This is a genomic window from Myxococcus sp. CA039A, from assembly GCF_013336645.1.
In the GTDB taxonomy this organism is placed as follows: Bacteria; Myxococcota; Myxococcia; order Myxococcales; family Myxococcaceae; genus Myxococcus; species Myxococcus llanfairpwllgwyngyllgogerychwyrndrobwllllantysiliogogogochensis.
In genome coordinates this window covers 18557-31538 of record NZ_JABUMQ010000102.1, presented here as the reverse complement: position 1 = coordinate 31538, position 12982 = coordinate 18557, and the positions used below count along the sequence as shown (strand labels likewise).

12 protein-coding genes are annotated in these 12982 nt (G+C 70.4%); 8 read left to right on the top strand and 4 right to left on the bottom strand.

What is annotated here, in order from left to right; all coding sequences use genetic code 11:
• The 5 genes from HR086_RS18690 to HR086_RS18670 all read left to right on the top strand — a co-directional run.
• Positions 1-443, top strand: a 443-nt coding sequence (locus HR086_RS18690; protein ID WP_174466291.1) for a PEGA domain-containing protein, incomplete at its 5' end; no start/stop codon positions are given.
• Positions 444-530: 87 nt separating this feature from the next.
• Positions 531-1244, top strand: a complete 714-nt coding sequence (locus HR086_RS18685) for a head GIN domain-containing protein (RefSeq protein WP_141647146.1) — start codon at positions 531-533, stop codon at positions 1242-1244.
• A 152-nt stretch (positions 1245-1396) separates the two neighbouring features.
• Complete coding sequence (locus HR086_RS18680; RefSeq protein WP_174466290.1) at positions 1397-2833, top strand: lipopolysaccharide assembly protein LapB; 1437 nt, start codon at positions 1397-1399, stop codon at positions 2831-2833.
• 631 nt (positions 2834-3464) lie between these two features.
• Positions 3465-4646 carry an SRPBCC family protein gene (locus tag HR086_RS18675; RefSeq protein ID WP_174466289.1) on the top strand — a complete coding sequence of 394 codons (1182 nt, stop codon included), beginning with the start codon at positions 3465-3467 and terminating at the stop codon, positions 4644-4646.
• Entirely contained in the window at positions 4643-6283 is a 1641-nt protein-coding gene (locus tag HR086_RS18670) for a DUF4166 domain-containing protein (protein WP_174466288.1), read from the top strand. Before HR086_RS18675 ends, HR086_RS18670 begins: the two co-directional genes overlap by 4 nt.
• A gap of 7 nt (positions 6284-6290) precedes the next feature.
• Here HR086_RS18670 and HR086_RS18665 read toward each other — a convergent pair whose 3' ends face one another.
• Both HR086_RS18665 and HR086_RS18660 read right to left on the bottom strand, forming a co-directional pair.
• Positions 6291-6749 (bottom strand): VOC family protein, encoded by a 459-nt coding sequence (locus tag HR086_RS18665; protein ID WP_141647150.1) that lies wholly within the window; start codon positions 6747-6749, stop codon positions 6291-6293.
• A 124-nt stretch (positions 6750-6873) separates the two neighbouring features.
• On the bottom strand, positions 6874-9063 hold the full coding sequence (locus HR086_RS18660; RefSeq protein WP_174466287.1) for a tenascin-X: 2190 nt from the start codon (positions 9061-9063) through the stop codon (positions 6874-6876).
• A 179-nt stretch (positions 9064-9242) separates the two neighbouring features.
• Between HR086_RS18660 and HR086_RS18655 the strand changes: the two genes are divergently transcribed.
• From HR086_RS18655 to HR086_RS18645, 3 genes are all read left to right on the top strand, one after another.
• Positions 9243-10157, top strand: a complete 915-nt coding sequence (locus HR086_RS18655) for a hypothetical protein (RefSeq protein WP_174456078.1) — start codon at positions 9243-9245, stop codon at positions 10155-10157.
• Positions 10158-10435: 278 nt separating this feature from the next.
• Positions 10436-10726, top strand: coding sequence for a hypothetical protein (locus HR086_RS18650; RefSeq protein WP_141647153.1), 291 nt, complete (start codon positions 10436-10438; stop codon positions 10724-10726).
• A gap of 22 nt (positions 10727-10748) precedes the next feature.
• Positions 10749-11045 (top strand): hypothetical protein, encoded by a 297-nt coding sequence (locus HR086_RS18645; RefSeq protein ID WP_141647154.1) that lies wholly within the window; start codon positions 10749-10751, stop codon positions 11043-11045.
• Between the two features lie 10 nt (positions 11046-11055).
• On the opposite strand, the gene HR086_RS18640 is transcribed toward HR086_RS18645, so the two are convergent.
• Both HR086_RS18640 and HR086_RS18635 read right to left on the bottom strand, forming a co-directional pair.
• Positions 11056-11952, bottom strand: coding sequence for a hypothetical protein (locus tag HR086_RS18640; RefSeq protein ID WP_174466286.1), 897 nt, complete (start codon positions 11950-11952; stop codon positions 11056-11058).
• On the bottom strand, positions 11949-12767 hold the full coding sequence (locus tag HR086_RS18635) for a hypothetical protein (protein ID WP_174456080.1): 819 nt from the start codon (positions 12765-12767) through the stop codon (positions 11949-11951). The genes HR086_RS18640 and HR086_RS18635 overlap by 4 nt, the downstream gene beginning before the upstream one ends.
• Between the last annotated feature and the right edge of the window lie 215 nt (positions 12768-12982).

Below are 12982 nucleotides of genomic sequence, written 5' to 3'. Positions count from 1 at the left end.
TCGTGGAGAAGGTCCCACCCCCACCCGAAGTGCTGGCGGAGACCGTCGACCCCGACCCGGAGCCCTCCAACGCCCCTCCCACCCTGGACGAGGTGGAGGACAAGCCCGCGCGCAAGCCGGGTCGCTCCACGGGCAAGCGGACCACCAAGGAGTCGACGACCCGGAACGGCAAGCGCGCGACGTTCGACTCGGGTGAGGACAGTGCGGCCACTCCCACCGGAGAGCCGGGCTTCCTCACCCTGGTCACCGAGCCCTACGCCAAGGTGTATCTGGGCGGACAGTCCCTGGGTGATACCCCGCTCTTCAAGGTGAGCCTGCCCTCCGGCAAGCACACGCTGAAGCTCGTGGACGGCGATGGGAAGGCACTCAAGCTGTCGGTCGACATCAAGCCCGGCGACACCACCGCCGTGCGAGTCCCGCTGGAGATGCTCTCCCGCCAGTAGTTGCCCCAGGGGTGGCAATCGCTCGGAGCGCCGCGCGTAGCCGCCATGACGGGGCCCCTGCCGGGTCCCATGCCTTGGGAGCGCGCCATGAAGACCGCCCGGATGTCCCTGCTCGTCCCGCTGCTGATGTTCGCGGGAACCTCCTTCGCGGAGGGCGCCCAGAAGGGTGAGGCGCGAGATGTCCCCGACTTCGAGAGCCTCGCGGTGGGCCACGGCATCAAGGCCCAGGTGAAGGTCGGCCCCAAGTCGGTCCGCGTCGAGGGGCCCTCGGAGCTGCTGTCCCGCCTGCGACTCGTGGTGAAGGACGGACAGCTCACCACCCAGGTGGAGCGCGACGGCCTCTTCAGCCAATTCCAGGGCGGCAAGGTGCGCCTGTACGTCTCCAACCCCCACCTGGACGGCGTGGACGTCAGCGGCGGCGGGAATGTCGAGGCGGAAGTCTCCCCCTCCGGGGACGAATTCTCCGCCGAGGCCAGCGGCGGCGCGGCCCTCACGGTCCGGGGCGTGGACACGAAGAAGGTGGAGGTCGAGGCCAGCGGCGGGGCCGCCGTCAACCTGGCGGGTCGCGCCCAGGAGCTGGACATCGAGGCCAGCGGCGGCGCCGTCATCAAGGCCATGGACCTCAAGGGCGTGAAGTCCCTGGAGGTCGAAGCCAGCGGCGGAGTCCACGTGGAAGCGGACCCCTCGGAGAGCCTCTCCGTCAACGCGACCGGGGGCACCACCGTCCAGTGCGTCTCCCGTCCTCCCCGCACCGAGGTGAAGGCGCGCGGTGGCACCCGCGTCGTCTACCTGAAGGACTGAGCGCGGCGCCCCAGGCGTCCGGGCACGTCCCGGACGCGGGTGGGGGCCCCCCTGGGTAGGGACGGACACTGTCCCCAGGGCGCGGGCCACCTTGCTCCAGTCGTCGCGGACGATTGGAATGCGGCTCCCCCACCCGCCGGAGACGCCACACCATGACGGACCCGATTCCTCCTCCTTCCACGCAGGGCTCATCGGGACGCAAGGCAGCACTGTGGAGTGGCGTGGGACTGGTGGTGGCCCTGGTCGCCGGAGGTGCCCTGTTCTTCCGGGGCAGGCAGTCGCCTCCAGGCCATGACGCGCATGACCACGGCGAGCACTCCCCCAAGAAACAGGGCGCCGCGAAGCCCACCGTGTCCCCGGAGGTGCTGCGCCACACGGACCGCGCCGCGCGCGCCGCCGCCACGGGGGATTTGAAGAAGGCCCGCGAGTCGCTCGGCGAGGCGCTGATGCTGGCGCCCAGGCACGCGCCCGCCCTGCTCGTGCACGCCTGTCTGGCGCTCGAGGAAGGCAACGACGCGGAGGCCGCCACCGTGCTGGGCCAGTTCGAGGCCGTGGCGCCGGGGAGTCCGGAGCTGAAGTTGCTGGAGACGCTGCGCGAGCTGCGGCGCGCGCCGGGTGTCTCCTGGCAGCAGGCCTTCCAGGACGCGTGGGTGACGCTGGGCCGCCCCAACCTCGGAAAGAGCGAGCTGCTTCCAGGCGCCACGCCCCTGCCGCCGGACCCCACCGCCTCCGACTGGGAGAAGCTCGCGTGGGAGCGGGCGCCCTCGGACGACGTCAAGCTGAGGCTCGCGCTCGCCTCGCGCAAGCTGGACGCGGACAAGTCCCTCTTCCTGCTGGCGCAGGTGCCCCGACTGGAGAACCCGGACCTCTACCTCGCGGTGCGGGACGCGCTGAGGGGCGAGTCCCTGCCGGAGTCCGAGCACGAGCGGGCGCGCAAGACGTTCCGCCAGAAGCTGGAGTCGCTGGCCGCGGCGCACCCGCGCTCGATGCAGCTCCAGTTGCTCCTGCTACTGGGTGACACCGAGTCCGGTACGGAGCTGACGGCCGCGGAAATCGACGCGCTGGAGCGCGTGGCCACGTTGCCCGCGTGGCGAGAGACCTCGTTTCACGATGGCTACCGGGAGACTCGCCGGCTCTTGAAGGAAGCAGGCGTGCCGGACGCCAGCGCGCTGGCGATGGCGGTGTCCCTGCGAGGCATCAACGAGCGGGGGACGTGGATTCTGCGCACGCGCAACGTGGCCACGCGCGGCGCGCTCTCTCCGGAGGGACGTCAGCGCCTGGGTCGCATCACCCGGGACATCGGCGCCAGCCTGGTCCAGCAGACCACCGTGGTGGAGCGGATGACGGGCCTGCAGTTGGTGCGTGGCGGCTCGCAGGACCTGGAGGACGACGCGGGCCGGACGCTGGCGATGAATCAAATCAAGGAGCTGGAGCAGGCCATCGCCGTGTTCCAGCAGACGGCGATGGAGCGGTGGCCGCTGAACTCGCTCACGGAGGAGCTGCTGGAGGAGAGCACCCGGGACGAGCTGCGCTACCTGCAATCCTTCGGGGCGAAGGCGCCCGCGGGCGCGGCCCGGATGGGGCCCTAGTCAGTGACGAGGTGACTCGGGCCCCAGGGAACGCGCATCTCCCCGGGGCCCGAGCGGGCCCCCCACGATGCAACGGAGCCGCCGCACGCCGGACCTCCAAGGTCGTCCGGGCAACCGCACTCCTTCCACACAAGCGCCGGGACCAAGGGGTGCATCCCGGGCAGGCCTCGCGTGGGCAATGTGGAACACGTCTACGTCTTTCAACGCAACGATGGCCGAAGAATATCGGGTACGCGGGGCATGTCCACCCGCAGGGTCGGTGACGCGGGGTGTGCCGTGTCAGGCCGGGTTTCTCCAGGTTCCAGGGCGGGTCCCGTTCACCACCCGTCCTGGAAATCTTTCAGGAAAATTCGAGGACGACCGATTGACAGCGCCGTTTTGGGCCCGTGCGCGACACCCGTCATGACACCTGACGCGTGATTCATGACGCACCGAGGCCGCCGACTCAGAGGCTCGGTGAAACCCACCCGCACGCAGAAGCCCTGTGGAGAAGTTGGGGACGACAACCCGGGTTGTCGGCGCTGTCCACGGAGTTGACGGGAGGCTCGCGTCGAATCCGCTGAATCCCTGGCGTTCCAAAGGCTTGCATCCCCGGGAGGCGCTGGCCGTGCCGTTGCACTGAGGCCCGGCCATGCACGTCGCCTTCTACCTGTTGCTCGCCATCGGCCTCCTGGGGGCCTTCGACGTCCTCTACTTCCACCTCTGGCGCGGCCGGCTCCACGAGCGCCCCGAGTGTCAGCGCGAGGTGCTCTGGCACACCGCGCGCCACCTCATCTACGCGCTCCAGTTCCTCTGGGTGCCGCACGTGCGCTTCCAGGGGTGGGCGCTGGGGTTGCTCGGGGTGTTGTACGCCGCGGATGTCTTCGTCGCCCTCGCGGATGTCTGGGAGGAGCGCGACAGCCGAGCGTCCCAGGGCGGTGTTCCCCGGGGTGAGTACTTCATGCACGTGGTGCTGAGCGTGCTGGTGGGGCTCTACCTCATGGCGACCTTCCACGCGGTGTGGGCGGACAGGCTGCTGCCCACGGGGCTTCGCGTGGACCCGCCCCTGGTGCCCGTGGCCTTGTGCGCGCTTATGACGGTGATGGGCGTGACAGCGCTCATCGTCTTCACGAAGGACCTGGCGCGGTGGTTCGCGTTCCGGCGGCGGCCGGTGGCCACTCCATTCCGACAACCCCGGCTCCAAAGGATTGTCGCGGAGGTGTTCATCCCCGCGCCCGTCGAGGTGGTGTGGGAGCGCACGCAGGACCCCGCGCTGCACACGGCGTGGGACGTGCGCTTCACGTCCATCCGCTACCTGCCGGAGGCCGATGCCCGGGGGTTCCACCTGATGGACTACCGGACGCACCTGGGCTTCGGGCTCGAAATCGTCGGCTGGGGTCGCTACCTGGCGAACACGCCGCACGTGCGCTCGACGTTCGAGTTCGGCTCGGAGGACTGGCGGAGCATCATCCTGCGCGGTCGCGGCGTGTGGCTCTACGAGCAGCGGCCCGGGGGGACGTTCTTCAAGACGGTGTTCGACTACCGCGCGCGGTACGGAGTGGTGGGGGAGGTGCTCGACGCGGTGCTGTTCCGTCCCGTCATGCGGTTGGGCACGGAGTGGGGCTTCGAGACGCTGCGCCAGTGGTGCGCCGGGGATGAACACGCTCCGACGCGAGGGCGCTCACGGTGGCGCTTCGGGCTGTTCATCCTCGCGCGGGTGCTCGGACGGACGCCGGCGCCGGGTGCGGCGAGGAGCTGGCTTGGCCGAGGCGTCGAGGACCGCGAGTCCACCACGGCGTATCCCTGTGGAGAACTTGTGGAGGTCTCTTCATGAGCGCCGAAGCCGTGGAGACGCATCCGCGACGGAAGCCGCCGCGGACCCGCTTCGAGACGCGAGTGGAGGACACCGTGTTCCAACTCAACTCGATGGCATCACCGCACCAGGATGCGCGACTGGAGGCCTTGCTCCGTTCGGAAGGCTCCCCGCTGGCGGACGCGCAGTTGGAGGCCCTCCAGCGGTCGGGAGAGCTGCACCCGGGAGACTCCCAACTGGAGGCCCTGCTCCCGAGGGACGCGAAGCGGGAGGCCCGGCTCCACCCGGAGGAGCTCGACGAAGCGCGGACGGCCCTGCCTGATGCGCCGCTCGGGGAACTGCGGGACTTCGCCATCCGTCACCGCGCCTGCCGACTCTCCCTGGGCCTGCTCGCGGACTTCTACCGCGCGCATCCGTGCCGCATGGCGAAGGTGCACCTGCTGGCCGCGAGCGCGGTGACACTCGGCCGCTTCTGGGGGGTGTCGGAGCCCTTCGCGCGACTGGGCGCCGCGGTGATGCCGGTGGATGAGCGTGGATTTCCCCGCACCCGGGAGTGGGCGTCCTATGCGCGCGCCTGCGAGGACCAGCTCCCGCTCGAAGTCCGGGACGAGCGTTGGATTGAAGCCCACATGCGAGACGTGGCCCGGGCCCGTGACGTCGGGTACGAGGCCGCCTTTCTCGAAGAGGCCCGCGTCCACGGGAACGAGCCGCTGTGGCGCCTGCTGGTGCAGCACGTGGAGATGACGCTCGGCGCGCGCCTCTTCGACCAGCCCGCCCTCGCGGGCGCCGTGCCGGGTGAGACGGCCATCGCCCACGGCCTGGCGCTGTCCCTGTCACGCATGCTGAGCGCCAGTTGGAGCCTGCTGCGCCACTACGCCTTCGCCACCGTGCGCGCGCTGTGCCTGCCGCGCTGGCGCCACGACACCGGCCTCGTCGATGAGCGGCGCACGGCGTGGCTGCTGCTCACGAGCTTCATCACCGCGTGGACGGCGGCCAGTGTCTACCGTCGCGGCGTGAAGGCCGTGCACCGGGGCCAGCGCGCGAGGCCCTCGGATGTCTGGCCCCTGCTCGCCACCGTGCTGGGCCCGGACATGTCCCGCGTGGACCCGCGCGTCATGCGCTTCTACGCGAACCCCGGTGCATGGAGCGCCCGAGCCTCCGTCACCTTCGCCTCGCGCACGGCCCGGCTGCTGGCCTGGATGGCCACGCGCCTGTCCGGCCAGGGCCTCTCCGAGCACGGGGCACGCACCTTCCCCGGACGCTTCCTCACCTTCCGCCGCGCGGATGGCTCCATGCACTTCGTCCGGGAGCTGTACTGCGACGGCGTGCTGCGCAGGTTCGACTCGGACTTCATCCTGCGCGACGGCCGACTCCACGAGGTCTTCGTCGAGCACGGCCTGGACCTGGAGCTGGACGTGTCCGTCCTGGAGGATGGCGGCATCCGCTTGCGAGGTGGGACGCTGCGCTGGCACGGCCTGGTGCTGCCACCGTTCGGCCGAGGCGTGGAGTTCCGCATCCATCCCGTCTCGGATGCCACCGAGCGCGTGGACATCATCGGCACGTTTGGCGGGGGACCCACGGCTGGAGCCCCCCTGGGCCGCATCCACTACGAGGCCTGGAGGCACAGCGACGCCGTGCCTCCGGTGACGACGGACTGAGGACCGCTCAGCTTCCCTGGTAGGCGCGCTCCAGGGCGGCGATGTCAATCTTCTGCATCCCGAGCATCGCCTGCACCACGCGTCCCGCCTTCGCCGGATCCTTGTCTCCCATCAGGCGCATCAACGTCGTGGGGATGATCTGCCAGGACACCCCGAACCGGTCCTCCAGCCAGCCGCACTTGCTGTCCTTTCCGCCCCCCGCCGTGAGCTGTTCCCAGAGCGAGTCCACCTCCGGCTGCGTCTCACAACTGACGAACAGCGAAATCGCCTCGGTGAACTTGAACCGCGGCCCGCCGTTGAACGCCATGAACGGCTGACCTTCCAGCTCGAAGGTGACGGACATGGCCGCGCCGTCCGGGCCCCGCGCAACCGAGGTGATTTTCGAGTTCTTGAACACCGACGTGTAGAGCTTCGCCGCCTCTTCCGCCTGGTTGTTGAACATCAGGAACGGGGTGATTTTCTGCATGGGGAAGTCCTTGGTGGGTGCGACACCTGGATGGCGCCGGCCTTGCCCTACGTCGGAACCGCGCCCGGCACTTCGACACGCCCCCCGTGTTTTCTTCAAGAAAAGGGCGCTCCCCGTCCCAACCTCAGTGGTCGGCCCCCTCGTGGTGGTCATGGCCCGGCCCGCCGAAAGTCCCCGGCCACGGCTCCTTCGCGGGCAACAGGCCCGGCATGGGGAAGCGCTGGAAGCGCGACTGGCTGTAGGCAAACGGTGGGTCACACTCGCCACAGGTGGTGGCCCCGTCCATCAGCAGCAGGGCCCCGGGTGCCAGCTCCAGCAACTGCGGAATCGAGCGGGGCGCGTAGTCGAGCTCGCACTGGAACGCCTCGCCGCCGTCCGTCATGCGCACGCCCACCAGCAACTGCCTGTCGTCGCCGTCCGTGGCCGTCGTGAGCACCAGCGTCCGGGGAGGAAACCCGGGCGCATCCGGCCAGGACGCGAGCCGCAGCTCCTTCGAGGTGAGGAGCTGTCCCGAGCGCAGGGAGTACGTCCACGCGGGACTCAGCGCGGGCAGGCCGTAGCCCTTCAGCTCCGTGGCCACGGGCAGCACTCCGCCCTCGTTCACGTTCACCGTGGTCCCCGGTGCGCTGGGCACCAGCCGCTCGCGCGTGGCCACCGCGCGGCCGAACTGCTGGGGAAGAGTCCCAGCCACCGAGCCGTCCGCCGTGCTCAGCGCCTGCGTGCCCCGCTCCGGGAACAAAAGCCCGTTCACCACCGCCAGCTCACCGGCGCGCTGCGCCTGTGACTTGCGCCAGCGCGGCACGCCGTCCGACGAGAAGGCCATCAGCAGCGAAGGGGCCCCCGCCTGGAGTGGAGCCCCCACGTTCAACGTCTGCGAGAAGGAGACATACAAATCCCCCACCGCGTCGGAGACGACTCCGAAGGGGTGCGGGTGGTTGCACTCGGACAGCAGGGGATCCGTGAGCTCCTGCGCGGACACCATCTGTCCATACGCATCCAGCACCACCAGGAAATACATGCGACACAACGTCTCGCGGTTCAACGCCACGGGGTAGGCCTCGAAGAGGGCCGCCAGTCGGTCCGGAGCCATCACCGCCAGCCGCGCCAGGAAGAGGCTGGACGTGCGCTGCGCGATATCCGGCCGCGCGCTCGCCAGGGTGAAGGTCCACCGGGGCGCGCCCGTGTAGCGCTCCACCAGGGACACCGTGCCGTCATCCGGCAGGTCCATGCACAGCAGCCTGTCGTTCCACAGCATGCACCGCCGGGCCGCGTCACCGCTGAGCATGGGCACGGGCGCCGCGGCGTCCAGCAGCGCGGACTCGTAGAAGCCCGCCAGCGTCACGTCACCTTCCGGCCCCACCAGCAGGTCATGCAGGTTCATGCTCCGCACCCGCGCGTCCAGCACCCAGTCCGGCGCGAGCGACACCGCGTCGGGCCGCTCGCACACGGGCCCCTTGCAGCGTCCCTCCGCCTGACACGGGCTGGCCGCCGCGCAGACGAAGCCATCCGGCAGGTTGCGCCGCGCGCACGCGCCTTCCACGCACACGTCGGCGGCATCACAGCCGCGCTCCGTTCCACAGAAGGTGCCATCGGGCGCATCCGCCAGGCCGCAGCCGAGCTTCGCGTCGCACGTGCCCACCTGACAGGCGCCCGCTCCGGGACACGGCGGCGCGGGCACGGCGCGACAGCCGTCCAGCGCATGGCACACGTCCGTGGTGCAGGCGTTGGCGTCGTCACAGGGACGCTCCAGTCCCTTGCACCGTCCCTGCTGACACATGGCCGTGGTGAGACAGGCATTGCCTGGGTCACACCCGGTGCCATCCGGGAGCACCGTCTCCACACAGCGCTCGGACACGGGGTCGAACACCGCGGTGGAGCACGTCACCGCCTGACACTCCGGCGTCTGTCGCGCCTCGCCCGCGAGCACCAGCTCCGCGCGACCTCCATCCGACGCGGTGCCGATGAGGCGGGCCTCGTACGTGCCCATGGCCTGGGGGCTGAAGCGCAGCCGCACCGGCACCTCGCCCGCGCCCACGCGCGAGGGCAACGCATCCACCAGCGAGAAGGGCGCTTCCACCGAGGTCCAGGTGACGTCCAGCGGAGCGCGCCCCGCGTTGAGCACTCGCACCTCCGCCTCGCGGACACCGCCCGGGAAGGCCGGGGGGAAATCCAGCCGCGACAGCGACAACCTCAGTCGGCCCTCGGCACCCACCAGGGGAGGGTCCTCGCGGCACGCCGTCAGACAGGCGCCGAGCACCGTCGCCCACAGGATGAATGCCCACCCCACCCCGCCTGCTCTCGTCGCGCGTGCCATGGGTGCCTCCCGTGCTCCAGCCCTGGCGTATAGTCCTCGCGCCCGGAGGATGCGAGGGGTGCGCCTCACCGCGCTGTCGGCCACCCTCCCTCCCAAGACCCTCCGGGAATGCTTGCGTTTCGGCTGCTGAACGCTCGCGCCTGTAGACTCCCGGCGTCCGTTCTCCACTGGAGTCCTCCATGTCCCCGCGTCCCACCTTCGTGCTCGTCCTGGCCGTGCTCGCGCAGTGGGCCCTTCCCGCCGCCGCGCAGGACGTGCCGCGCACGATGACCTTCCAGGGGCGCCTGGTGCGCGCGGACGGCACGCCCGAGAACTCTCCCCAGGACCTCGCCTTCGCCCTCTACGCCACGCCCACCGGCGGCTCCCCGCTGTGGCAGGAGAACCACCTGGCCGTGCCGGTGACGAATGGCTACTACGCGGTGGTGCTGGGCTCCTCGGCTCCGCTGGGGGACGACCTGGTGCGACGCTCGGAGATGCACCTGGGCGTCGCGCTCGCCAGCCAGTCGGAGCTGACGCCGCGCTTCCGCCTGGCCTCGGTGCCCTTCGCCCTGCGCGCCAGCGACAGCATCCGACTGGAGGGCCGCGCCGCTTCCACCTTCGCGCCCACGAGCCACACCCACACAAACGCCACCACCACGGCCCCCGGCTTCATGTCCGCGGCCGACAAGGTGAAGCTGGACGCGCCCGCGCCCACGTATGGAGACGGGCTCATCGCCTCGGGCACGCCCCTCGCCGTGCGCGTCAGCTTCCCGACGGCGGGCGGCACCAATGGCTCGGCGCGCATCGCGGCCCGCTCCGACCACACCCACGCGAGGCCCCCGCTGACATGTAGTTACAAGAGTGCCACGGGCAACGATACGCTCGACCCTCGCGCCGCCACCGCGTGGTGCGGCATGGGGGAGACGCTGATGGGCGGCGGCTGCAGTGGACTCGAGGACGGACCCGCGCCCGTGAGCGTCGCCTTCCAGCCCGCGGGCGTCACTTTCGAGAACGGCCTCACGCAGACCCCGGGCGTGCCCGGCTATCGCTGCCGAGGCCACCTCACCAGCAGCACCGCCCCCACCGCCTACGCCATCTGCTGTCGCATCCCCTGATGACAAGCCGAGCGTCAGCACGTCGAACACGACGGCGCGTTTGACCTCATCCATCCGCGCGAAATCGCAGTCTCGTCAGAGAGCTGAACGTCGAACGGAATCCCCATCCGCTCGGGATTGGAGCCGAGCGAGCACAGGAAGCTCTCGCTTCTCCGCAGACACTTCAGGCGTCGGGTGGCAAAACCCTGTGTTTTTTTCAGATGGTCTCTTCGGACCCACTGCAACCGCGCGGAATGGTTGGATCCGAGAAGGGTACGGTTCTAGCAGTCGGAAACGGCATGACCTCCGTCTCCACCGCGGGCTCACCATCATCCCAGGCCTTCACCGTGCTCATCCCACGCAGCCTGCAGGGCAGCGTGGATGGACTGTCTCCGGAGACACGGCAGGCCCTGCTCTCGGAGCTGTTCCGCATGGCCTCGCTGGCGCATCAGGAGCGCGGCCTGCTGCCCATGTCGGAGCCCTATGCGTTGAACCTGGACCTGGATGGATGCCACGTCGTCGTGGAGATGGATCCATCCCGCTCGCGGCTGACCCTCTCGGGGCTCACGCGCGCTCGAGCGCTGGGCTGAGCCCGGCGATACGTGAAAAGCGATGTCTCGACGGGCCGGCTACGAAGAATCCTGGGACCTCACCTACCTGGTGGAGCAGTTGCGCGAGCTCATCAGTCGCGACCTCCAACTGGATGAGGCGCTCGCGGAGGAGCTGGAGGACACCCTGGCCCGGCTCGTCCTGCGCAACCAGCGTCTGCGGGGACTCCAGCGCATGGTGAACGCGGAGCGTGACGCGGAGGACCTCGAAATCCTCCGCAACGCGTTGGAGCGCACGGACCGCGAGCTGCTCGCGGGACTGCCAGCACTCCTCGAACGCCTGCGCGAAGCGCACGCCTGAGCCGTCCGCCCTACGGCGTGGCCCCTGGATAGAGCGTGTGCGTGGGCCCCCGCGCGGGAGTGCCCCCCAGGCCCATGCCCACCGAGCCAGGCCCGGGAGGAAGCACGCCTCCCGCGGGCACCAGGTTTCCCAGTTCGGCGCGCACCGGTCCCTCGCAGACCCCCGCGCGACAACCCTCCAGCCCCTGACACGGCTTGCCCGCGCCACACACCACCGCCTGACACACGCCCGCGCGGCACACCTGTCCGGAGGCACACGGGCCCACCGCCGCGCAGGCCTCCGTGGCGGATAGACATCCACCGGCGCGGCACACCTCGCCCGGGCCGCACTGCTCCCCGGTGGTGCAGGACAGCGCCAGGCACGCGCCCTCGCGACACACGCGCTGCGCGGGGCAACTCACCGCGGCGCAACCCGCGCTCGACACACAGCGGCCTTCCGCGCCACAGCGCTCATCGGACGCGCAGGCGAAGTCCGCCGAGCACGCGACACTCCGGCACTGCCCTCCGGACCGGCACACCGTGCCCTGGGGACAGGCGACGCCGAGACATCCGTCCCTCACGCACTCCGAGCCCACACAGCGCTCCGTGGGGAAACACGTCGCGGTGCCACCGCAGCTCACGCGCCGGCACGTGCCCTCGCGACACACCTCGCCCGCCGCGCAGCTCGTCCCCAGACACGACGGATCCACGCACGCGCCGCGTTCGCACACGCGCCCCGCGCCACAGGCCACGCCCTGACATGTGGTGGCCAGACACCGGCCCTCCACGCAGGCCTGGCTGTCCGGGCACACCACGTTTGCGCACAACTCGGGCGGCACCAGTGGGGTGCTCTGCTCGCAGCCGCCTGGCATGACGAGCGCGCCCAGCGCCACGAGGAGAAGCCCCCACCGCGACGTCCCCAGGCTCATGGCAAACGCTCCGTGCGGTCCGCCGCCGGCAGCGCCAGGGACTCCGGCCGCGTCAGCACCACGCCCAGCACCACCCCGGCCGCCGCCAGTCCCACGCCCCCCACGACATAGGGCCAGAACGCGCGCCGGGGAGCCTCCTCCAGCGACGGCTCGGCCGCGGGGGACGTCGCCGCGTCACGCGCCGAGGCCACCGCCGGTGGCAGGTGCTCGGTGGCCTCCAGCCGCAGCGGCGCGCGCGGACTGCCCTGCTCGAAGAGGACGAAGCCTCCGGCATCCCGAGCCAGCGCATAGGCCTCCACGGCCCGCGCCGCGGGCGCCTTCACCGCCACGGGCCCCGAAGGCGGGCCCACCGCCGCGGAGAAGCCCGCCGCGCCCGGCAGGCGCACCGCCACCATCACCTCCGTGGCCACCTTCCGGGGCTGCTCCAGCACGGCCACCACCCGGCCATCCGCCAGCCGCGTCACCGTGAGTGTGGGCCGCTGGCCCTCCATCGCCGCCCGCGCCGCGAGGAACGGCACCTGGACCTTGGGCCCCAGCGAGTCCTTCACCTGGGCGGAGGGCTCCAGGACGAGCAAGGACTCGAAGGCCGCCTGAGCCTCCTGGCGCTGTCCCATGAAGGCGCGAGCCATGGCCAGCCCCCGCCATGCCCGCAGACGCTCCACGCGCGTCCCAGGGCCCTCCAGGGCCTCCAGGAAGGACGTGGCCGCGGCATCGAACTCCAGGGCGTCGAATTGTTGTTCGGCGCGCACCAGCGGCGGCTCCGCGCCCCAGGCCTGGGAGGCGAACAGCCAGAACATGAAGGTCCACGCGCGCACGGCCCATCAGTCTACAACCGTGTTGCACCCGTCCACAGGCGTTGTCCCCAGCGGCCTGCTGCTTCTAGAAAAGCTTTATGTAGGTATTGATCAAATAGTGGAAGCAGTAGAGGGCTCGGATTTGGGGATAAGTCAGCAAGCTCGCGGGATGACTGACGAATTCGGCCGATGCTACATGTGGGTAAACTGGCGGTTTCCCCCGGCTTCCCACAGGC

What these genes read in the sequence shown, in the direction of transcription:
- HR086_RS18685 (WP_141647146.1), top strand. Translation starts at nt 531, where the DNA reads ATGAAGACCGCCCGGATGTCCCTGCTCGTCCCGCTGCTGATGTTCGCG.
- HR086_RS18680 (WP_174466290.1), top strand. Translation starts at nt 1,397, where the DNA reads ATGACGGACCCGATTCCTCCTCCTTCCACGCAGGGCTCATCGGGACGC.
- HR086_RS18675 (WP_174466289.1), top strand. Translation starts at nt 3,465, where the DNA reads ATGCACGTCGCCTTCTACCTGTTGCTCGCCATCGGCCTCCTGGGGGCC.
- HR086_RS18670 (WP_174466288.1), top strand. Translation starts at nt 4,643, where the DNA reads ATGAGCGCCGAAGCCGTGGAGACGCATCCGCGACGGAAGCCGCCGCGG.
- HR086_RS18665 (WP_141647150.1), bottom strand. Translation starts at nt 6,749, where the DNA reads ATGCAGAAAATCACCCCGTTCCTGATGTTCAACAACCAGGCGGAAGAG.
- HR086_RS18660 (WP_174466287.1), bottom strand. Translation starts at nt 9,063, where the DNA reads ATGGCACGCGCGACGAGAGCAGGCGGGGTGGGGTGGGCATTCATCCTG.
- HR086_RS18655 (WP_174456078.1), top strand. Translation starts at nt 9,243, where the DNA reads ATGTCCCCGCGTCCCACCTTCGTGCTCGTCCTGGCCGTGCTCGCGCAG.
- HR086_RS18650 (WP_141647153.1), top strand. Translation starts at nt 10,436, where the DNA reads ATGACCTCCGTCTCCACCGCGGGCTCACCATCATCCCAGGCCTTCACC.
- HR086_RS18645 (WP_141647154.1), top strand. Translation starts at nt 10,749, where the DNA reads ATGTCTCGACGGGCCGGCTACGAAGAATCCTGGGACCTCACCTACCTG.
- HR086_RS18640 (WP_174466286.1), bottom strand. Translation starts at nt 11,952, where the DNA reads ATGAGCCTGGGGACGTCGCGGTGGGGGCTTCTCCTCGTGGCGCTGGGC.